Genomic DNA, 22,471 nt, shown 5'->3' on the forward strand with positions numbered 1-22,471 from the left:
TTAGTTAAGATATATTTTTAAACAATAGGATGTAAAGATTCTGTGAGATACTTTGTTTTCCCAGACAGAAGTTCAGATTGGAAATAAGAGATGGGATTACTAGGAAGACTTAAAGTTAGTACAAGCCTTTATAAAAACATGTAAGCTATCCATGATCTCAAAAAGTACCACGGATTAATAATTGTATCTGCTAAACCCGTTTTTAGCATTAAACACAATCATGTAATAAAAATTAACATAAAATAAAATAAATTCAGAAAAATGTATTGACATTCAATTCGAATTAAGTAAAATAAGGATATAAATAAATGATGTCATGTTTTCTTACATTAAGAGTGAGTAAATGTGACATATCAAGAAAGAGGAGGGGTCAAAATGGAAGATGTAATGTATTTAATGAACAGCTTATGGACCATGGTTGCTGCAATTTTAGTTATTTTTATGATTGGTGGATTTATACTTTTAGAGGCTGGTTCAACCAGAATGAAGAATGCTGGACACGTTGCCGGTAAAACCATTTTTACTTTCGGGTTGGCATCATTAGTATTTTGGGCAATAGGATATGGTTTTATATTTGGAGGAAATGCTAACTTCTTCGTCGGAATGACAGATTTCTTCTATGCTGGTGGAGGAGAGGATGGAGCGAGTGTTTCTCCTACCGTATTTTTTGTTTTCCAATTAGCGTTTGCTGGTATTGCAATAACGATCGCTCTTGGCGGGTTTGCTGAACGTGCAAAATTGTCTGCTTACGTAATTTTCACTATTCTTTTCGGCATAATCGTTTATCCTGTAATCGCTCATTGGGTGTGGGGAGGCGGTTGGTTAGCTGAACATGGAAAACAAGATTTTGCAGGGTCTACAGTGGTACATTTAACTGGTGCAGCTGCAGCTCTTGCGGCAACGATGATACTAAAACCTAGAATTGGGAAATTTAACAAAGATGGTTCTTCTAATAACTTAGCGGGTCATAACCAAGTTTATACTGCATTAGGTGTACTAATTTTGTGGGTTGGTTGGTTTGGGTTTAACGCGGGTAGTACGGTTTCCGTAGATGCAGCATTCTTTGGGTATGTAGCATTAAATACAGCTTTAGCAGCAGGAGCAGGAGCGGTTGCGGCAACATTTATCTCCTGGGTAGCTTTAGGTAAATCAGATATTCCTACTATTTTAAATGGAGCGTTAGCTGGTTTAGTTGCTATTACGGCATCGTGTGCATTTGTAGAAGTATGGGCTTCAGTTGTGATTGGTTTAATAGCTGGGGTACTTGTATTTTATAGTGCACGATTCTTTGAAAAGAGAAAAATTGATGATCCAATTTATGCACTTTCTGTTCATGGAACTGCTGGTATTTGGGGTACTTTATCTACCGGCTTCTTTGCTACAACCGAGCTTGCGACGACAGGTAAACCAGGTTTGTTTTACGGCGGTGGCGTAGATCAGCTGTTAGTACAATTAATGGGAGTGGCAGCTTGCGGAGCATTCGCTTTCGCCGTATCATATGCTATTCTGTTTATAATGAAGAAAGTCATGGGTGGCATTCGAGTAACAGAAGAAGAGGAAATAATGGGTCTGGATATGAGCGAACACGGGAATTATGGTTATCCAGAACAAATGGTTTTAGAGGAAGCGAAAGGTACTAACTAAAACAAATAAATAAACGTCAAAAAGCCTCTGCTGCAGAGGCTTTTTGTATAAAAGGGAGTGTGGTCATGGAAACCTATGAATCCTTAAGAGAATGGAAGGACCAAAATATCATGTCCTATTTGAAAGATACCATCTCTCTCAACGATTTTCATGATCAAGTCATGCAACATGTGATGCATATTGCTAAAAGTAAACTAAAAGAGGAACCGCCATGTAACTTCACATGGTTTATAACGGGCAGTGGAGGTAGAAGAGAGCAAGGTTTAATCAGTGATCAGGACCATGGAATTGTATATGAAAAGTCGAACAAAGAATATGAGGGATATTTTAAGGCGCTGGGAGAGGAGCTAGCATTCGGGTTGCATGCTGTAGGGTATCCATATTGTCAAGGGAACGTTATGAGTTCTAACCCATTATGGTGCAAGTCTGCGGAGTGCTGGAAAAGTCAGCTTGAGGAATGGATGAGAGAGGAAAGCTGGGAAGCGATTAGACATCTTCAGATTTTTTTTGATGCTCGTTTTTTATGTGGAAATCAAAGCTATATTAATGAATTAAAACTTTTTATCTATCAATTTCAGTTGGGTCATCCTTCTTTATTGAGACGGTTTTCTGCCAATATTGAACATGTCAAAAATGTTATAGGACCAGTGGGGCAGATTTTAGTGGAGCAGCATGGTAAGTATCAGGGATGTGTCAACTTGAAATATGCCGCCTTTTTGCCGTATGTAAATGCTGTGCGTCTATTATCCATAAAGGAAGGCATCTATGAGACTTCTACGTTTAGTAGGATTGTTCAATTAAAGCGTTCAAGTAAATATGATAAAATGCTACAAAACTGTGAGAGAAATTTCTTGGATTTATTAAAGTATCGTATTTCATTAATTAAAATAGAGAATTATACGGACACTCATTACTTAAGGATTCATAATTTGTCTAAGGAAGAGCGCAAGGAGATTAAGCGAATTCTGAAGGATGGAAAAAGGCTTCATGAAGAAGTAATTGCTTTAACTAGTTAAAAAAAGGGTGTTGGCGATGGCATTTGAACCATTTATGCAAATATTAAGAGGGCTACAAGGAAAACGTAACAATGTTGGAATTGGTGATATTCAAAATGCTCATCAAATGGCCTATTTACGTAACTTGGAAAAGGAAATGAATCAACAATATGTACTTGATGTTCCGCTTATAGATTTAAAGGTAGTAGTCTTTGACATCGAGACGACGGGGTTTTCTCCTGAAAAAGGAGATACCATTATTTCTCTAGGGGCAATAAAGATGCGAGGAGAGCAAATAATCGAGGATGAGGTGTTTTATTCGCTCATCTACACCGACCGAAAAATACCTGATGCTATTGTTCAATTGACAGGAATTACAAATGAACAGGTAAGCAATGCTACGCCGCTTTCGGATGTATTCATCCAATTCCTTCAATTCAAACAAGATTGCACATTAGTAGCGCATCATGCTACTCATGAACGAAATTTTATGGAGCACGCAAGCTCAACCTTGTTTCGTAAGCCTTTTAAGCATCGGATTGTAGATACTTCTTTCCTTTTAAAGGTGATAGAGCCTAATTTGAATTTTGTAACGCTTGAAGAAGTATGTGTTCATAACGAAATTCCTATTATTGGACGACATCATGCTCTAGGGGATGCCAAAATGACAGCTAAGCTGTGGAGTATTTATGTAAAAAAAGCCAAAGAAAGCGGCTGTGAAACGTTAAGTGACGTCTATCACCGTCTCGCCAGACTCTAAAAGTATAGTGGTATTAAAATAATCCTGACAGTCCATTAACTGTCAGGATTATTTTTATTATATGAGAAAAGGGTATTTACATAGGTAAATCGAATATATAGTAGTGGGTAGGGGGATTGTTTAGTGGAAAATATACTATTATCGGATGGTTGTAATACGATTAATTACTATGAAGTCGGTGATCGACGAAATCCCTTAATTGTTTGTTTACATGGTCTAGCTGGAAATGCACCATATACATTTGATCAACTTTCTACATTATTGGAGAAGGATTTTCATTTAATTATGGTCGACCAACCTGGGCATGGACTTACAAGTCCGCTAAGTAGGGAAAGTGACTATTTATTCTCATCATTGGCTCAGTGGCTTCAAAAATTAATTAGACAAGTAACTGATAAGCCTTTTTATATACTGGGACATTCCTGGGGAGCTGATATTGCACTGCACTACAGTAAGTTTTTCCCAGAGAGTATATTAGGTGTAATGTTGTTGGATGGAGGATATACCTTTCCTGTCAATCAACCAGAGATGACATTTGAAGTTGCACTTTCCGGTTGGAATACATATATGGATCAATCTACTCTAGTAGAATGGGAAACAGTTTTAAAAGAATATAAGGAGTACACAAGCAAATGGGATGACCGAAAAGAAAAATATGTTCGGACGCTATTTTATGAGGAGAACAACCTTTACACTTTAATTCCCTCTAAGTTTACTATTCTTTCTATTATTAAAGCCTTTTTCTCTGAGCCTTTCACAAGTGCCTACCCATACATTCAAGTGCCACTTTTACTCTTGCATGCAACATTGCCGAGAACTCTTGATAAAGCCCGAGGTGTTGGATTTAAGCAGTTAGAAGAATCAATGAGTGAATTGGCAATAATAGCTATGGAAAACGCTGGACATATGATTCAATGGGATCAACCAGAACAAACAGCTTTAGAAATTAAAAAATGGGTTATGCAACAAAAAATGAAGAAAAATGAAGAGGAGTTATTAGGATGACAAAGACTACTTTTGCACTAATCGGAACGGGGATAGTTGGAGAACGTATCATTAACCAAATAAAAACTAATCCTAATTGTGAAATTTTATCTGTTTTTGATGAAAATAAAAAAAGGCTGAGAGAAGTTGCTGAAAAGTATACGCTACCGGAAGCCTCTACGCTAGAAGAACTACTAGAAACAAAGCCAGATTGGATTTATATAGGAACACCCCCAGTTAGCCACGCACCGATCACAGAAAAGGCAGCAGCCTATGGATTAAATATTCTTTCTGAAAAGCCACTAGCACACGATGCACAAGATGGAGAAAGAATGGTTAAAGCCGTGACCAAGGCAAACGTACATACAGCTATGCATTTTCCTTTAATGTACAGTCCAGTTATACATAGTCTACAACAATCGATTTCAGATGGTTCGTTAGGGGATATCCTTAAAATTGAGCTACATACATACTTCCCTCATTGGCCTAGAAAGTGGCAACAAAATGCATGGATCGCATCTCGTGCGCAAGGTGGTTTTATAAGAGAGGTATTTCCACATTATTTCCAACTATTATATCGTTTATTTGGGAACTTCGAGATAACTGCACATCATACGACATATCCTCAGGATATAAAGCTATGCGAGTATGGTGTCTCTGCTTTGGCAAAAACGGATAGTGATATTCCTATTGTTTTAAATGGCCTATCCGGGATAGGGCAGGAAGAACGATTAGAGTTTAAAGTATTTGGAACGAAAAAGGTTATCACGATTAGAAACTGGTCCGAGTTATGGGAAAGTGAATTGGATAAAGAGGCAGTACAAATCACTCCATCTACAGTGCCTGATGGATTAATTGAAGCATGTCATCAATGGAGGGCCGGTGAAAATTCTACATTAGTTTCCTTTGAAGAGGGTTTGAAGGTACAGGGATGGATTGATGAATTATTAAAGTAAATCATAATTGCAATTTCTATGGAAATACACGAACGTTTAATAGAAAACAGTGATCTATATATGCTTTTATATATGTAGAAACTGAATTAATTTCCGCTTTCGACGGACGCTTTCCGCGGGGTGAGCGATAAGCCATCACCCATCGCTTACGCGCATGGTTGTGATGTCTTATCTGTCTCCCTCATCCCGCTGGAGTCGCCGTCTGCCGCTACAATTAATCATTAGTAAATGTTCATGTTTAATCAGTAATTTGCTATTTATGAAATTGAGACAAATATATACTTTCCCAATTTAAAACTCCCATGCTAAATTTTGTAAAGGAGGTTTAAGGTGTAGAAAAAAATCTTATATATATTATAGGGTTTATGTTATGAGTTTTACATAGCTTTCTATATTAAAAGCAATTTTATGGGAGTCTAACTCCTTGAGAATTTGAACTGCTTTTTCTACCTTTTGTTTTCCTTGTTTAATATGGCCCATTTTTATTTCGTAGATGCCTTTTAATTGGAGAATTTGAACTCGTTCGAAGAGATTTGCTTCTGGTATTGACATTGTTGCTAAATAGGAAAAAAAGTTAGCTGCTTCCTGTTGAAAAGTTTTTAACTTTTCATTTCCCCAGTTAACAGGTCCAATTAAATGAATAATAGTATTGATTAGAATTGATACCACAATAGAGTTGTATTTTTCCCACCGTTTATACCGATTACACTTTTCATAGGTTATTTTAGAAAGCTGAACAACTCGTTCTGTATCTAAGAACAACATGGTAGAACTATAGAGCATCATTTCATAATAGCCCCACCTTTCTACTCGAAAAAGATAATCGCTTAAACGATCTATGTCTTCTTTGGTTGTTGAAATATCGTCGTTATCTACAATAAGTGCATAGACTTTTAGAAATAAATAACTATAATAATATGAGTCAATTTTATGTTTTTTCCACTTTTCCATTTCAATCTGCTTCAGATGATGTATCTTCTTGCTATCTCTATTATAGTAAGCGGAACCTGCTTCTATAAAGAATTGTTCTAAGTTATTTATTTCATAGTCGTTATGTATAAATAAAAACTCTTCTATAGTAATCATCAATCTTTCTGCTAATTTATTAAAAAGTCCTAGAGTAATATCTGATTCTCCCCGTTCAAATTTAGAAAGGAAAGAAACAGAAAGTATTTCCTGAGCTAATTCCTTCATCGTATAGCCTTTTTGTTCTCTAATCATCCGAATAGTTTCTCCATATTTTTTTATCGTGTTCATCTCCATTCCACTATATGAGAATTTTATTATGCTTTAATTATATCCCTTTATGATGAATTTACAGAAATATTTTTTAATTATAATAACCTTATAATTTTTATGGTTTTAAAAAAACACTTAGGGATTGTGAGTGTTAAATATTTTATTAAATAACTAATTTAAAAGAGGAGTGGAATATTGATGGAGGAGAACAGGTTTATTTTAAAGAATGCAAATATTATAGATGTAGAAGTAGGTCGATTACTTAAAGGATCTTTGGAGATTGAGGGGAGGTATATTAAAAGAATTTATTTTGGAAACGAGGAACTGCCTCCTCTAAGAGTGGTTGATATGGAAGGGAAATATATTATCCCAGGACTAATTGACATGCATTGTCATATACAAGAAAAATTTGCTCCCCAGTTCGTTGCTTCAGGAGTAACTACTGTCAGAAATACAGCAGGAAATATCTTGCAAATATCCGAGCTGATTGAAGCGCCGCAGGATGCACCTACTCCTAGAGTTTATTCCGCTGATCGCATGATTGACGGGTATCCAGGACTTTGGGGACCGACAAGCTTCGGGAACATAGTTACAGAGGATCCTGAGGCAGCTAAAAGGGAAGTAGTAAGACAAGCGTTGGCTGGAGCTAACTTTATAAAAGTATATGGCTTGCTGAAAAAGGAAGTTATGGCTGCAGTAGTGGATGAAGCAAAAAAACATAATCTAGAAGTTAGCTGTGATTTAATACACTCTAAGGATGTCTCCGCGTTAGATGCTGCAAGGTTAGGAGTAACTTGTTTCGAACACTCATCAGGCTTTGCTCAAGCTTTATATCCAGGGTGGTACCCGACTACAGATGAACCGCAGTGGAAATTAATGGATTGGGGGAAGCTGGATGTTGAAAAAATTCAAGAATTATGTAAGCAAATGTACAGGTTTAAAGTGAAGCTTTGCCCGACCCTAGTTATTTTTGATCAAGTAGAAAAATATCCTGATATTTGGTATCCAGAAAACGATATAGTTAAATCTCTTGATGGTGAGCACGGACTTAACGAGCACTGGAGACTTATGTCAAAGCAAAGTGAGACTTTAAAAGAACAAGTAGGATTTTTAAATTACTTTAATAAAGTAGTAGCGAAAACATATTTTGACTTAGGAGGTACTATTGTAGCAGGAACCGATACTCCGGCTCTTATATGGACTTTTCCTGGAATGGCGCTCCATCGAGAATTAGAGATTTTTGTAGAGATTGGTCTGACCGAAATGGAAGCCCTACAAACAGCTACCATACGTGCAGCGAGATCTATTGGGTTAGATGAGCTAGGAATAATTGCAGAGGGAAAAATAGCAGATCTCGTTATATTAAATAAAAATCCATTGGAAAATATTCAACACACAAAAGAAATTAATTTCATTATAAAAGGTGGAAAAATATATACACCATCAGAGCTACTTGGACACATCCCAGATAATGAGTATTTACAAAAACGTTATCATGAATTTGAAGAAAAATTTCAAGCAACTTTAGAGCATGGATAATTTAAAAATTTTAACTTTAAAGGAGAGTAGGTAATTTATTGGCGGAGAGTTGTATGTCCTAGCTTCTTTAATATCTCAGGACAGAAAAAAGCTAAGGTGGTTGAAAATTCTCCACCTTAACTCTCAAGCGTTTGTACTCCTCTCCTCACAAATACAACGCTGCAAGAAAAATGCCTAAAGCATCTTCGTAAATTTCATCAAATTGGGTTAGTGGTAGGGGGTTTGTTCCAATGCCTAGCTCGATAGTAAAACCAGGTCTTCTCCAGTCTTGGATAAACCAGTCCTTATATCCTGCGTAGCTATTGGTGGTTTCTATTGGAATGTAGCCGCTCGCTTCACCGAATTGTATAGCTAGAACTTCATTTTCGGGAGGCTGAAGATTTTCAAATCCCCAGTAAATGACTTGCCCCTGTGTATGAAAAGGGAGTACTCGAGCGAAATCTCTTCTTCTCGTTAAATCTGCCATTGCGATAGCTTCGGGTTGTGTTAATGGAGCTTCCCCGCCATAATCTCTTGGTCCTGGAGATTTAGGATTCCGATCTCTTTCTAGCTCCCATAACGCAGGAAATTGATCATTTAAATCTACGCCGTTTATATTGGCCTTCCAGCCTGAGAAGTTTGTACTTCCCTTATTCCATTCAATCACATTACTTCGATAAGGCTCGTCGGATGGTGGACCATTAATTACTAAATCCACTCCGTCTGGATTAACCATGGGCACTATGGAAAGAAAAGATTGCTCATACAAAGATGTAGTTTGAATTCCTCTAATGGTGTCCCCATTAGTCAGTGAAAGTAAATAGTCATCTAAGAAGGTCATGATGATAGGAGTTGTAATCCATTCGTTGGCATGAAAGGAACCATCAAAATGGACGCGCTTGTTTCCATTCCCAACTACTATTTCCTGGAGGTCTTTGCCCATAACAGAGCTGCCAATAGAAGAAATTTTTAAAAATGGATAGACGGTTTGAAGGCGTCGAATATCAATGACTAAGGAATTGTAATCATAATTTCTTTTACCGGTGACTACTCTCCAAGTAATTCGCAAAGGGATTTTAATCGTTTGTCCGACTTGTAAAGAGGTTGGGGTAATATTTGGGTTAGCTAAAAGAATGCCCTCTACTGAAATTTTTCTACTCTGTGCAATAGCCCAAAGTGATTCTCCTCTTCTAATTTGATAAACTAATCCTACATACCCTGGTATTTGAATTTGTTGTCCAATGGAAAGGTCTTGGGGGGATATATTCTGGTTGGAATCGAGAATTAGTTGTAGGGGAATATCAAACAACTGACTAAAGTAATAGAGGGAATCTCCTTGTCTTACAAAAACATCCATGCACTTCCTCCACTTCTTTCGATTCATCATAAAATTATATGTAATAGAAAAGGAAAGATATGACTTCAAAGGAAAAACGTGCGAATTTAATTTCGCACGCAAAAATTTTAGTCTACCAATTTTCTTTTTGCAATTACTATTCCGTCTTCGTCTGCATATAAATAATCTCCTGGATGCCAATCGATGCCTAAGAAGAACAGTGGTATATCCACTTCACCTATTCCTTCTTTTTTACTTTTTAAAGGATTACTTCCGAGGGCTAGAATGGCTATGTTAAGCTCAGTCAGTTCATTTGAATCTCTCACGCATCCATTAATCACAATCCCGGAAAGGTTTCTATTCTCGGCTATTCCAGCTAAACGGTCTCCCATTAAGGCGCACTTTTTAGAGCCTCCACCGTCCACGACTAGAACGCTTCCCACTGGAATGTCTTCTAATGCTTGATTTATTAATATATTATCTTCAAAAACTTTAACAGTACAAATGGGACCAGAAAAGCTAGTTTTTTTACCGTAGGATTTAAATTCAGAACCTAGGACTTGGATCTCGTCTGAATATTCATCACATAAATCTGCTGTGCTAAATGTCATTCATTTAACCTCCTGGTTTTAAAAAATATATTTCTACCAATTTACTACTTATTTAAAATATTTGCAAAAATTTAAAAGGAATAAGAAATAGTATAAAGTTTAAAAAAGTGATTGGTAGGATTATCCTACCAATCACTTCATGTTATTTTTTCATATGTCTAATTTTTTCTTCATCTGGTGTAACGAACAAAGTAGTTTGTTCGAAGTAAATGACAAAGCCAGGCTTCGATCCATTTGGCTTTTTCACTTGTTTGACTACTGTATAGTCAACTGGCACCGAAGAAGATTCACGGGCTTTACTAAAATAAGCTGCCAGGTTTGCTGCTTCTGATAGGGCTGTTTCAGATGGGTTATCTGAATGTATAACAACATGAGAACCAGGTATATCCTTCGTATGCAGCCAAGTATCCGTTTTCTTCGCTAGCTTAAATGTCACATAATCATTTTGCTTGTTGTTCTTACCAACTGAAATTTCTGTGCCGTCAGAGGCAATATACTTTTCAGGTGTTGGTTTTACAGGCTTTTTCTTCTTTTTCGAAGCGCGCATTTTCAGCAAGCCTTGCTCCATTAACTCTTCTCGAATCTCCTCGATGTCAGTAGGAGATGCCTGCATGACTTGTTGTTGCAATAGCTCAAAATAGGCGATGTCATCTTGGGTTATTTCTAGCTGCTGTTCAATCTTTAATAAGGCAGTTTTTGCTTTTGTATAGCGGTTGTAGTAACTTTGAGCGTTTTGGGTGGCTGTCTTTCTATCATTTAATGGAATGACAACCGTTTTTTCATTTTCATCATAATAGTTAACTAATTCCACTTCGGACAAACCTTTATCAATTGCGTATGCATTTGCCATTAGCAATTCTCCGTACAATTGGAATGTATCTAGCTTTTCAGCCTGTTCGAAATCCTTTTTTAATTTCTTCATTTTTAACTTTAGCTTATTTAGTTCATTTTGTAGCCATCGTTCTAAATCGCCGGCTTGCTGCTTCACTCGATCACGTTCAGCTTTGGCAAAATAAACACGGTCTAACAAGCTGCCTAAATTTTGTTCGTCAAACTTAGTGCCATCTAAATGATTTAAAGCATTAGGTGAATAATAAGTTTTACCGTTTATCTCTACGATTTGCTTTGAGGTACCACCTTGCATAAATTCACTTATATAGGATTTATAAACATCCAGCTTTTCAGTAGTATTAGTAATTTCGTTCATGCGATATATCAATTCCTTCGCATGAAGTGGAGAAAACCCTGAAATCTTCTCTACTATTTCTTTAGGGTCTGATGTATTGAAAATCACATTTGTTAAATCCTCGGAATATACTAGTGGGTTCAGCTTGTTCTGTGTAGGTGGTGCAATATAGGGCTGACCAGGCAAAATGGTTCGATAGCTATTCATCGAAGAAGATAAGTGTTTAATGCTTTCTAGGATCAAGTTTCTGCTAGGATCTACTAATAACAGGTTACTATGACGGCCCATTATTTCCATGTGAACCTCGCGGGTAATATCATCCCCGATTTCATTTTTGCTTAGTACTTCTAGTATAATAATTCGATCCGTTTCATGTTGGCGAACCGCAGTAATGATTCCGCCCTCTAGATGCTTGCGAAGTACCATACAAAACAGTGGAGGAGTAGCTGGGTTATCGATCGATTCATGAGTGAGTTGTATTCGAGAATAAGAAGGGTGTACAGAAAACAATAGTTTAAAGTTTTTCCCTTGAGCTCGTATTTGCATAAGTATTTCTTGTGCATTTGGTTGGTGTATTTTAGAAATACGACCTGTTACAATTTGTTGTAATTCAGTTTTCATTGAAATGGTAAATAATCCATCAAAAGCCATAATAATTCCTCTTTCAAAACAGTTTTTTATATTCATTTAAAATTGATTAAACTATGTTAGTTTGGTAAAAATGCAGAGAATATGATTTTTTTACAATTGGAATAAGAAGAGTGGACTAAAAAACTACCTGCATAGGCGAGTTTATCCTCTCACCGATTAGTTTCTCTATCATGAGAACTCAATTATAGCTTAAACTTGTATATCTTTAAGCAAAACTATCTCAAACGTTAAAATCTAAAAATTGTTAATATAGCTAAAGTAATAAACAAGTCCTTGCTTTTCTTTTAATCTTATCATTTTATAGAGGACTTGTGTTATAATCAGTAAAGTATGTATTAAAGTTAGTATTCGGAGATAGCATGTAATTGAAGGAGAAGTTATGCGAAGAGAAAAAGGGATATTAATCGTTTTATCAGGTCCATCCGGAGTGGGTAAAGGAACTGTAAGAAAAGAGTTGTTCTCTGAACCGGGAACGAACTATGAGTACTCCATATCCATGACTACAAGGCTCCCACGCGAGGGTGAAGTAGATGGTGTGGATTATTTCTTTAAAAAGAAGGCAGAGTTTGAAGCCTTGATCGAGCAAGGTAAATTGTTAGAGTATGCATCTTATGTAGGAAACTACTACGGTACTCCAATTGACTATGTGAATGAAACGTTAGACTCCGGTCGAGACGTTTTTTTAGAAATTGAAGTTCAAGGAGCTGCTTTAGTACGCGAAAAAGCTCCAAATGCCTTATTTATTTTCCTTGCGCCTCCTAGTTTAAGCGAGCTCGAGCAACGATTGATAGGTAGAGGGACGGAGACAGAGGATGTCATCAACTCCCGTATACTAGCTGCTAGGCAGGAACTAGAAATGATGCACTTATATGATTATGTTGTAGAAAATGATGAAGTTACAAAAGCTTGCGCAAAGATTAATGCAATTGTAGCTGCGGAGCATTGCCGCCGTGAACGTGTGGAAAAAAGATATTTAGCCATGTTGGAAGGGGAATTTTAAAATGTTATATCCATCAGTAGATTCATTAAAAAACCAAATCGATTCAAAGTATTCATTAGTAAGCGTTGCTTCTAAAAGAGCACGCCAGTTACAAGAAGAAGGCGGAGAGCGCCTAGGTATTTACGTTTCAGCGAAGCAAGTTGGTAAAGCACTTGAGGAAGTAGCTGCTGGAGAGCTTAAAATCGAATCCACTAACGAAAATGCTGTATACGAGGATGAAGTATAAGTAACTCTATTTAGCTTGCGTTAGACATCAGCTAAAGTAATAGTTAAATGCCTCAACGGATACCTTAGGAGTAAACGCCAAGGCGAATCGGATGAAAAGACACCTCCCAAAGAATGTATCTGTTCTTTGGGAGGTTGTTGTTTAGAGAGGGGATTAATAAATGATAACTTCTAAGAAAATTCTTGTTTGTGTGACAGGCGGGATTGCAGTTTATAAAGCAGTTGCGCTAGTAAGTAAGCTAACGCAGGCTGGCGCAGAAGTGAAGGTAATGATGACACCATCCGCTATGGAATTTGTGACACCATTAAGTTTTCAAGCGATGTCAAGAAATGATGTATACTATGACACGTTTGATGAAAAAAATTCGCAGGTTATTGCACACATAGATTTAGCAGATTGGGCGGATTTGGTGCTCGTTGCTCCTGCAACAGCTAATACTATTGCCAAGCTTGCTAATGGGATAGCGGACAATATGGTTACCACTACTCTTTTAGCAACAACGGCAGATGTCTGGATTGCGCCTGCTATGAATGTACATATGTACGACCATCCAGCAGTAAAACGGAATATTGAACAGCTTTCAAAAGACGGATATTCATTTATCGAGCCATCTGAAGGCTTTTTAGCATGTGGTTACGTTGGAAAGGGAAGATTGGAAGAACCAGAAAAAATTGTAGAGTTAGTCGAAACACATTTTTCTCCGAAAGACTTACCTCTAAAAGGGAAAAAGGTAGTCGTAACTGCAGGTCCTACAAGAGAAAAGCTAGATCCTGTTCGATTTTTAACTAATTTTTCAAGCGGTAAAATGGGATATGCTATGGCAGAGGCTGCTTCTAAATTAGGAGCAGAGACTATTCTCATTTCAGGTCCAGTTGCAATAGATGCTCCTCAAAATGTAAAGCTAGTAAACGTCGAAAGCACAGAGGATATGTTTCTTGCAGTCCTTAATCATTTTGAAACAGCCTCTATAGTAGTGAAAACAGCAGCAGTAGCGGATTATAAGGCGAAAGAAATACACCCTCAAAAGATGAAGAAAAAAGAGGGGGAAGTTACAATCGCTTTGGAAAAAACTACGGACATATTATCAGAGTTGGGAAAACGTAAAACAAGTCAAATATTAGTTGGCTTTGCAGCTGAAACTAATGATGTTGTGCATTATGCAAAAGGTAAGTTAAAAAAGAAAAATGCAGATTATATAATAGCTAATGATGTGACAGAAGAGGGTTCTGGTTTTGGGACAGAAACGAATGCCGTAACTCTTGTTGGAAAGAATGATATCGATATTCACTTTCCACAAACCAGTAAGAAGGAGCTAGCCCTTCAGTTATTCCGCATGATAATCGAGCTAGAGAAAGATGAGACTCTATGATTGTAGAGGTTATTGTTGATGTAGCTGCATATCCGATTGACCGCCCGTTTGATTATGTAGTACCTGAACATTTGGAAGACTTAGTAGAACGAGGTAGCCGGGTTCATGTTCCTTTCGGTAATCGAAAAGTGCAAGGGTTTATTACCAATATCAAAGGAGAAACAGATATAGATCGAACAAAACTTAAGGAAGTTCTATCGATTATAGATGTTGAGCCAGTTATTACGGAAGAATTGCTAGAGTTGTCTAAATGGATGACAAAGAAAACTCTTTGCTATGAAATTGACGCTCTTCAAGTAATGCTTCCAGCTGCCTTACGAGCATCCTATAAAAAAAATATTAAGATAGTTGACTCTACCCAATTAGATGAAGAGATTCTAGCGCTTTTTGGAAAGAAAGAAGTTCTTCCTTATGAAGCTTTTGAAAAAGCAGGAATGCTACGTGTGATGAAAAGGCATTTAACAGAAGGTAGTCTATTGCTCGAAAATATTATTAAGCAGCAAACAAGAGTTAAAACAGTTACTAAATATACGCTGGTTGAAGATAAAGAATTTATAATAGATCAACTAAATAAACTCACCAAACAAGCAGTAAAACAAAAAGAATTGATTGAGTGGCTTCTAGCACAAGAACAAAACTCTTTCACTATGCAAGAAATAATTCAGACTGCCGCTGTTAGTAATGCTACTGTTCATGCACTTATTAATAAAAAGATATTAGTGAAAGAGCAAGAAGAGGTGTATCGGGAGATTACTTCACTTGACTATCAAGATCGTGATAACCGAGTACAGCTAACTAATGAACAGAAGGCTGCATTATCTAAAATTACAAATGCTCAAAATAATAGAGAAAACACTACCTTTTTATTGCACGGTATAACAGGCAGCGGTAAAACAGAAATCTATCTTCATGCAATAGAAAAATCTATAGCAGAAGGAAAACAAGCAATAATGCTGGTACCTGAGATTTCATTGACACCCCAAATGACACGACGTTTCAAGCTGCGCTTCGGGGACCAGGTGGCAGTAATGCATAGTGGCCTATCAACCGGCGAGAAGTTTGATGAGTGGCGTAAAATTTGGCGTGGTGAAGTAATGGTTGTTGTTGGAGCTAGATCAGCAGTATTTGCTCCATTTAAGGATTTAGGTGTCATTATTTTAGATGAGGAACATGAGTCCTCCTATAAGCAAGAGGATACACCGCGCTACCATGCCAGAGATGTTGCAATTTGGAGAAGTGAGTATCATAAATGCCCGGTTATTTTAGGCAGTGCCACCCCCTCCTTAGAATCCTATGCACGTGCATCAAAAGGGGTATACACTTTACTAACTTTAACAATGAGGGCAAAAGAGCAAGCTTTACCAACCGTCAATATAGTGGATATGCGTGCGGAGCTAAAAAGTGGGAACCGTTCTATGTTTAGTGTTCCTTTAGCAGATGCCATTCGAGAAAAACTAGAAAAGAAAGAACAAATTGTACTCTTTTTAAATAAGAGAGGTTTCTCTTCTTTTGTTCTTTGTAGAGATTGTGGAACAGTTGTAGAATGCGACCAGTGTGATATTTCTTTAACGTATCACCGAGAAGGCGAACGATTAAAATGTCATTATTGCGGACATGAGGAGCCAGTGCCTCATCAGTGTCCGGAATGTCAGAGTGAACATATCCGTTTTTTTGGCACAGGTACGCAAAAGGTAGAAGAGGAAATTACTAAATTATTTCCTTATGCCAGAGTTTTACGAATGGATGTTGATACTACTAGAACGAAGGGATCGCATGAACGCATTCTGAAACAGTTTGGAGATGGCGAGGCAGACATTCTATTAGGAACACAGATGATAGCAAAAGGACTGGACTTTCCTAATATCACTTTGGTAGGTGTCTTGAATGCCGATACTACTCTCCACCTTGCGGATTTTAGAGCTGCTGAAAAAACATTTCAGCTAATGACACAGGTAAGTGGTCGAGCAGGAAGACACGATAAGGAAGGTATTGTATTCATCCAAACGTATACCCCTGAGCACTATGCGATAGAGTACTCTAAGGACCAACTGTACGAGCCCTTTTATCATAATGAAATGATTATGCGTAAGCAATATGAATATCCACCATTCTATTACGTGACATTAGTGCAAGTTACGCATGAAAATGTTCTTCTTGCAGCAGAATACGCGAAGCTTGCTACCGATTGGTTACGAGGTAATCTATCGAGCACGAGTATGGTAATAGGGCCGACTGCAAGCGCAATTAGCAAGATACAAAATAGATATCGCTACCAATGTTTGATAAAATACAAACAAGAACCACTATTAATAGAAAAACTACAGCAACTGATTAAAATTTACCGTACGGAGTGGATAAAAAAAGGGGTTATACTTACAGTAGACTTAGATCCCTCCACTATTTTATAGGCTGTTTGAAAAGAGGAATTTAGAAATGGCAATTCGATCAATCGTTACACACCCTAATGAAATATTAACCCAAAAATGTAAAGAAGTTCATGCATTTGATGAGAAACTTGGTAAGCTACTAGACGATATGTATGACACAATGATTGCTTCAGATGGTATCGGTCTTGCTGCGCCCCAGGTTGGAGAAGCCATCCAAGTGGCGATTGTAGACTTAGGAGAAGGTCAAGAGGTAATTGAAATGATTAATCCCGAAGTAGTCGAAATAGGTGGATCAGAAGTGGAAGTGGAAGGATGCCTAAGTTTTCCTGACATTTATGGAGAGGTAGAGCGTCCATTTTATGTGAAGGTAGAGGCTCAAGATCGTGATGGCTCTTTATATGAGTTAGAGGCAGAGGACTACGAAGCAAGAGCAATTTTACATGAAATTGATCATTTACACGGTATTTTATTTACCTCTAAAATAATTCGTTATGTTGATATGGAAGAGTTGGAGAATGAACAGGAGGATGAGCTATGACTTCTATCGTATTCATGGGCACACCTGCTTTCTCAGCACCAATCTTACGCATGCTAGTTGAGGAAGGCTACGAGATTAGTGCTGTTGTGACTCAGCCTGATCGACCAGTAGGTAGAAAAAAAGTGTTAACTCCTCCTCCGGTAAAGGAAGAGGCTTTAGAGCTTGGATTACCAATCATTCAGCCAAACAAGCTAAAGGGATCTGAGGAACTCAATCAAATCCTTAACCTGGCGCCAGACTTGATTGTCACTGCTGCCTTTGGTCAAATTTTACCGAAAGAATTACTAGAAGCTCCCAAATACGGTTGTATCAATGTGCATGCATCCTTACTTCCAGCCTATCGTGGAGGAGCCCCAATACACCAAGCAATTATAGATGGACAAGAAAAAACAGGTGTCACTATTATGTATATGGAGGAAAAACTCGATGCAGGGGATATCATTTCTCAGCGTGAAATTCCTATTACACATCTAGATGATACTGGAATTCTGTTTAACAAACTAAGTGAAGTAGGAACTCTCCTTTTAAAGGAAACATTGCCATTAATCATTACGGGCAGAAATGAACGAATTGTCCAAGATGAGTCTCTAGTTACCTATGCAAGAAATATTTCACGCGAACAGGAAAGAGTAGATTGGACTAAGTCTGCAATAGAAATTCACAATCAAATCCGTGGTCTTCATCCGTGGCCTGTAGCATATACCACATTAGATGGACAAACAGTGAAGCTTTGGAAAGCAGACACGATTGATACAGATACAATGGAATTACCAGGGACAGTCGTAAAAATTGAAACAGATTATTTTGTTGTTCAAACTGGTTTGGGAGAAGCTATCCGAATTGATGAGATACAGCCGGCTGGGAAGAAAAAAATGTCTGCAAATGACTATTTGCGAGGCGTAGGTTCTAAATTGCGAATAGGAGACAAATTTGAATGACAAAAAAGAATGAAAAAATATGGACAGGTAATGTAAGAGATGCAGCATTAACTATACTAATGGCTGTTGAAAAACAACAAGCTTATAGTAACTTGTTGCTACATCAAACAATTGAAAAGTATGACATTGAACCAAAAGATCGAGCCTTATTAACCGAGTTAACTTATGGAACGCTTCAACATAAAATGACATTAGATTACTACCTTCAGCCCTTTATAAAAGGTAAGCTGGATGACTGGGTTAGACAACTTCTTCGATTGTCCTTATATCAAATACACTATTTATCGAGAATTCCAGACCATGCAGCTGTAAATGAAGCGGTTAACATTGCTAAGCGAAGAGGACATAAGGGAATTTCCGGTGTAATTAATGGTATTTTACGCTCGATCCTTCGAGAAGGCGTCCGTTCCACGGAAGAGATTCAAGACAAGGTAGAGAGACTTTCTATCGAGACTAGTCACCCAATGTGGATGGTGAAACGATTTATTTCCGAATATGGTTTTGAAACAACTGAGCAAATGCTTAAAGAAAATAACGAGCCTCCTGTGACTACTTTACGTGTTAATTTATTCAAGCGAACAGTAGAACAAGTTATGCATTTAATGACTCAAGAAGGATATGTCGTGGCAAAGAGCGAAGTTATTCCAGAGTGTATTTATTTGTTCAATGGCCAAGCAGCTAAAACGACAGCTTTTCAAAAAGGTTTTGTTACCATTCAAGACGAAAGCTCTATGATCCCGGCCTATGCTCTTCAAGCAGAACCAGGAATGACCGTATTAGACATGTGCTCTGCACCAGGCGGAAAAACGACACATATAGCTGAAAAAATGAAAAATACTGGAAAGCTTGTAGCGATGGATATTCACCAGCATAAATTGAAATTAGTAAAAGAAAATGCTGAAAGACTAGGCTTTAGTTTTATTGAAACAGTTGAAAAAGATGCACGCCAAGCGTCAGAGTTATTTCCAGAGCAAACGTTTGACCGTATTTTAGTTGATGCTCCTTGTAGTGGTCTAGGGGTCATGAAAAGAAAGCCTGACATTAAATATACGAAAAGTGAAAAGGATTTCGATTCACTGAAGCCGATACAACTAAAATTATTAGACGAAGCATATACACTTTTAAAGCCAAATGGTTTAATAGTTTATAGTACGTGTACAGTGGACCGTGAGGAAAATGAAGGTACGGCCAAGTTATTTATGGAAAAACATCCAGATATGGAACTAAAAAGTTTTCCAGACGTTGTAAAGAATATAAAGCAACAAGAAGAGGATGGTATGTTACAGCTGTTTCCTCAAGACCTGAGAAGTGATGGATTTTTTGTGGCAGTTTTTCAAAAAAAGAGCTGATTGCAACGGGCTCTATCTATGAAGAGGTGAAGGGATAAATGAGGTTCGTTGTTAAAACTGATGTAGGCTTGAAAAGAACCATTAATGAGGATCGTGTAGGTGTATTTAAACGTGAGGATGGTCGTATTTTAGCTGTTGTAGCGGACGGAATGGGTGGTCATAATGCTGGAGATGTAGCTAGTGAGATGGCTATTACTGAGTTCGAAAAGTATTTTCATGCTTACAATCCTTCTGTTGTTCCAGCAAAAGATTGGTTAATGTACACGTTTCAAACCATTAACCAACTAATCGCCCAACATTCATCCTCTAATACAGGGTGTGAGGGTATGGGAACAACTTTAATTGCAGGTTTGTTTGAAAACAGCAAAGGGATTATAGCTCATATTGGGGACAGTCGCGTTTATCAAATTACACAAAACTTGGTTCGGCAAATTACAAGAGACCATTCTTTTGTAAATGTCTTACTCGACTCTGGGGAGATAAATGAAGAACAAGCAAAAACACACCCTATGAAGAATGCAATTATGAAAGCAGTCGGAACCGAACGAACTATTCACCCTGATTTTTTTGAAGTAGAATTTGCAGCGAATTCATATTTTCTTTTTTGCACAGATGGTTTAAGTAACAAAATAAGTGAATCCTATATACAGCACTTGCTATACTCAAAGAAATCTCTTTACGAAATGGGAGATGAATTAGTAGAGGAAGCTAATAAGTCAGGCGGAGAAGATAATATATCCCTGATCTTGTTAACGAATAAGGATGAGGAGGTGTAAGGATGTTAATCGGCAAAAGAATTAGCGGCAGGTATAAGTTGCTAGAGATGATTGGTGGAGGCGGCATGTCCAACGTATATTTGGGACATGATATGATCTTAGACAGAGACGTCGCAATTAAGGTTTTGCGATATGATTTTTCTAATGAAGAAGAACTGCGTCGTCGCTTTCAGCGAGAAGCACTTTCTGCCACAAGCCTTACTCACCCTAATATAGTTAATATCTACGACGTAGGAGAAGATGAAGATATTCACTATATAGTTATGGAACATGTTAAAGGTGAAACATTAAAACAATACATACAGCATAATGCCCCGGTTTCGCCCGTTAAAACAATTACGATTATGAAGCAGCTAACTTCGGCTATTTCTAATGCACACAATAATCATATTATTCATCGGGATATAAAACCACAAAATATTTTATTGGATGAACAAGAAAACGTGAAAATAACTGATTTCGGCATAGCGATGGCTTTAAGTGCGACTTCCTATACACAAACTAACTCCGTTTTAGGAACCGTGCATTATTTGTCTCCAGAACAAGCCCGTGGCGGTACTGCTACTAGGGAATCGGATATTTATGCGCTAGGAATTGTGTTGTTTGAGTTATTAACTGGACAGCTTCCTTTTTCAGGAGAGTCAGCTGTATCCATTGCATTGAAGCATTTACAGGCGGAAACTCCATCGGTTAGAGCTATCAATCCAGTCATACCACAAAGCCTAGAAAATGTTGTCCTAAAGGCAACTGCAAAAGATCCTAGAAACAGGTACCGTTCTGCAGAGGAAATGGAAAGAGACTTATCAACTGCCATGTCACCAGAAAGGTCCAATGAACCAAAATTTGTTGTTCCTGTAGACGATGGAGCTACGAAGGTTCTTCCGGTTATTAAAGAGCCTGTTTCTTTTGAAGATGTTGCAGAAACTAAAAAATTACAAACGGAGGATAAGCCTCCTGAACAAACAAAACCAAAGAAGAAAAGAAGTAAATGGAAAATAATAACAGGGATAATAGCTGGCCTTATCTTGCTAGCATTAATCATCATCGTAGCTTTCCCTGGGTTGTTTAAACCGGACAAGATAGAAGTTCCTCCTGTAGCTGGCTTAGCGGTCGAAGATGCTATAAAGCTACTTGAGTCAGAAGGCTTTATCATTGGAGAACAAATTCTAGAATTTGATGATGAGGTCGAAAAAGATCATGTCATAGGTACAACACCAGAAGAAGGAAAAATGCGTGACGTAGAAACTGAGGTAGATATAATTGTATCCCAAGGGAAGGAAACTTCTGTAATGGGTGACTACGAAAATCAGGATATCACCCAGGTTATAGCTTTGCTTGAAAAACAAGGCTTTAAAATTGAGGAAGATAAAATCTACTCTTCTACAACGGCGGGTACCATTTTAAAGCAGGAGCCTGAAGCTGGACAAGAAATAATTCCAGAAGAAACAGTTGTCCGTTTTCAAGTAAGTCTTGGACCAGAAATGATTACTTTGAGAGACTTAAGGGAATACAATGAAAAGAATTTAAACGAATATGCAACAAACTCTGGATTAAAGGTCGTTAAAACAAAAGAAGTAAACCACGATACAATTCCTAAAGGAGCAGTTGTAGAACAATCTCCTGGGCCAAACTCGAAAGTGGCAAAGGGAAGTACGGTTCAGGTAGTGATTTCTTCGGGGCCAAAAGCTAAGCCAACTAAGACGTTTGTAAGAATTGTGCCAATTCCTTATTTGGAGCAAGAACTTGATGGTGAAGGGGAAGAAGGAGAAGATGAGGAAAATCCTGAACAGGAAGTTGTTCCTCAAATAATTCAAATTTACATTCAAGACAAAACGCATAAATTTACTGACCCTCCAGTTGAAGAGTTTGAAATTACATCGGCAGTAGAGAAAAAGATTTCACTAGAAATTGTGGAAGGCGAGGCTGGCGGATATCTTATTAAAAGAAATCAAGAGGTACTCGAACAGAAAACAATAAAATATGAAGATATAGATTAGGGAGGCATAGG

Annotated in this window: 19 protein-coding genes; 15 read left to right on the forward strand and 4 right to left on the reverse strand. The window is 37.6% G+C overall.

Annotation, left to right across the window (positions count from 1 at the left end):
- Positions 1-375 precede the first annotated feature (375 nt).
- From NSQ95_RS06160 to NSQ95_RS06180, 5 genes are all read left to right on the forward strand, one after another.
- Positions 376-1,644: an ammonium transporter gene (locus NSQ95_RS06160; protein WP_342560488.1), complete on the forward strand. Its 1,269-nt coding sequence runs from the start codon at positions 376-378 to the stop codon at positions 1,642-1,644.
- A 65-nt stretch (positions 1,645-1,709) separates the two neighbouring features.
- Entirely contained in the window at positions 1,710-2,660 is a 951-nt protein-coding gene (locus tag NSQ95_RS06165; protein ID WP_342560489.1) for a DUF294 nucleotidyltransferase-like domain-containing protein, read from the forward strand.
- Positions 2,661-2,676: 16 nt separating this feature from the next.
- Complete coding sequence (locus tag NSQ95_RS06170) at positions 2,677-3,399, forward strand: exonuclease domain-containing protein (protein ID WP_342560490.1); 723 nt, start codon at positions 2,677-2,679, stop codon at positions 3,397-3,399.
- 123 nt (positions 3,400-3,522) lie between these two features.
- Complete coding sequence (locus NSQ95_RS06175) at positions 3,523-4,404, forward strand: alpha/beta hydrolase (protein WP_342560491.1); 882 nt, start codon at positions 3,523-3,525, stop codon at positions 4,402-4,404.
- On the forward strand, positions 4,401-5,339 hold the full coding sequence (locus tag NSQ95_RS06180; RefSeq protein WP_342560492.1) for a Gfo/Idh/MocA family oxidoreductase: 939 nt from the start codon (positions 4,401-4,403) through the stop codon (positions 5,337-5,339). The genes NSQ95_RS06175 and NSQ95_RS06180 overlap by 4 nt, the downstream gene beginning before the upstream one ends.
- A gap of 363 nt (positions 5,340-5,702) precedes the next feature.
- Here NSQ95_RS06180 and NSQ95_RS06185 read toward each other — a convergent pair whose 3' ends face one another.
- A complete protein-coding gene (locus tag NSQ95_RS06185; RefSeq protein ID WP_342560493.1) occupies positions 5,703-6,596 on the reverse strand; it encodes a helix-turn-helix domain-containing protein in 894 nt (297 codons plus the stop codon).
- Between the two features lie 180 nt (positions 6,597-6,776).
- Between NSQ95_RS06185 and NSQ95_RS06190 the strand changes: the two genes are divergently transcribed.
- Entirely contained in the window at positions 6,777-8,117 is a 1,341-nt protein-coding gene (locus tag NSQ95_RS06190) for an amidohydrolase family protein (RefSeq protein WP_342560494.1), read from the forward strand.
- Between the two features lie 145 nt (positions 8,118-8,262).
- Here NSQ95_RS06190 and NSQ95_RS06195 read toward each other — a convergent pair whose 3' ends face one another.
- From NSQ95_RS06195 to NSQ95_RS06205, 3 genes are all read right to left on the reverse strand, one after another.
- Positions 8,263-9,453: a M14 family metallopeptidase gene (locus tag NSQ95_RS06195; protein ID WP_342560495.1), complete on the reverse strand. Its 1,191-nt coding sequence runs from the start codon at positions 9,451-9,453 to the stop codon at positions 8,263-8,265.
- Positions 9,454-9,560: 107 nt separating this feature from the next.
- Complete coding sequence (gene rraA / locus NSQ95_RS06200; RefSeq protein WP_342560496.1) at positions 9,561-10,043, reverse strand: ribonuclease E activity regulator RraA; 483 nt, start codon at positions 10,041-10,043, stop codon at positions 9,561-9,563.
- Between the two features lie 142 nt (positions 10,044-10,185).
- Positions 10,186-11,880, reverse strand: a complete 1,695-nt coding sequence (locus NSQ95_RS06205; protein ID WP_342560497.1) for an NFACT RNA binding domain-containing protein — start codon at positions 11,878-11,880, stop codon at positions 10,186-10,188.
- 379 nt (positions 11,881-12,259) lie between these two features.
- Here NSQ95_RS06205 and gmk point away from each other — a divergent pair, with 379 nt between their 5' ends.
- From gmk to pknB, 9 genes are all read left to right on the forward strand, one after another.
- Entirely contained in the window at positions 12,260-12,880 is a 621-nt protein-coding gene (gmk, locus tag NSQ95_RS06210; RefSeq protein WP_342560498.1) for a guanylate kinase, read from the forward strand.
- A 1-nt stretch (position 12,881) separates the two neighbouring features.
- Positions 12,882-13,106: a DNA-directed RNA polymerase subunit omega gene (gene rpoZ, locus NSQ95_RS06215; RefSeq protein ID WP_169358547.1), complete on the forward strand. Its 225-nt coding sequence runs from the start codon at positions 12,882-12,884 to the stop codon at positions 13,104-13,106.
- 160 nt (positions 13,107-13,266) lie between these two features.
- Complete coding sequence (gene coaBC / locus NSQ95_RS06220) at positions 13,267-14,475, forward strand: bifunctional phosphopantothenoylcysteine decarboxylase/phosphopantothenate--cysteine ligase CoaBC (protein WP_342560499.1); 1,209 nt, start codon at positions 13,267-13,269, stop codon at positions 14,473-14,475.
- Complete coding sequence (gene priA / locus NSQ95_RS06225) at positions 14,472-16,883, forward strand: primosomal protein N' (protein ID WP_342560500.1); 2,412 nt, start codon at positions 14,472-14,474, stop codon at positions 16,881-16,883. The genes coaBC and priA overlap by 4 nt, the downstream gene beginning before the upstream one ends.
- Positions 16,884-16,908: 25 nt before the next feature.
- Positions 16,909-17,400 (forward strand): peptide deformylase, encoded by a 492-nt coding sequence (def, locus tag NSQ95_RS06230; RefSeq protein ID WP_342560501.1) that lies wholly within the window; start codon positions 16,909-16,911, stop codon positions 17,398-17,400.
- The gene (fmt, locus tag NSQ95_RS06235; RefSeq protein ID WP_169358551.1) at positions 17,397-18,338 is read left to right on the forward strand and encodes a methionyl-tRNA formyltransferase; all 942 of its coding nucleotides are present in this window, start codon (positions 17,397-17,399) and stop codon (positions 18,336-18,338) included. The genes def and fmt overlap by 4 nt, the downstream gene beginning before the upstream one ends.
- Positions 18,335-19,687, forward strand: a complete 1,353-nt coding sequence (gene rsmB, locus NSQ95_RS06240) for a 16S rRNA (cytosine(967)-C(5))-methyltransferase RsmB (RefSeq protein WP_169358552.1) — start codon at positions 18,335-18,337, stop codon at positions 19,685-19,687. Before fmt ends, rsmB begins: the two co-directional genes overlap by 4 nt.
- A gap of 38 nt (positions 19,688-19,725) precedes the next feature.
- Positions 19,726-20,463 carry a Stp1/IreP family PP2C-type Ser/Thr phosphatase gene (locus tag NSQ95_RS06245; RefSeq protein WP_169358553.1) on the forward strand — a complete coding sequence of 246 codons (738 nt, stop codon included), beginning with the start codon at positions 19,726-19,728 and terminating at the stop codon, positions 20,461-20,463.
- A gap of 2 nt (positions 20,464-20,465) precedes the next feature.
- Positions 20,466-22,460 (forward strand): Stk1 family PASTA domain-containing Ser/Thr kinase, encoded by a 1,995-nt coding sequence (pknB, locus tag NSQ95_RS06250; protein ID WP_169358554.1) that lies wholly within the window; start codon positions 20,466-20,468, stop codon positions 22,458-22,460.
- Positions 22,461-22,471 lie beyond the last annotated feature (11 nt).

The sequence above is a fragment of the Psychrobacillus sp. FSL W7-1457 genome (genome assembly GCF_038593405.1).
In the GTDB taxonomy this organism is placed as follows: Bacteria; Bacillota; Bacilli; order Bacillales_A; family Planococcaceae; genus Psychrobacillus.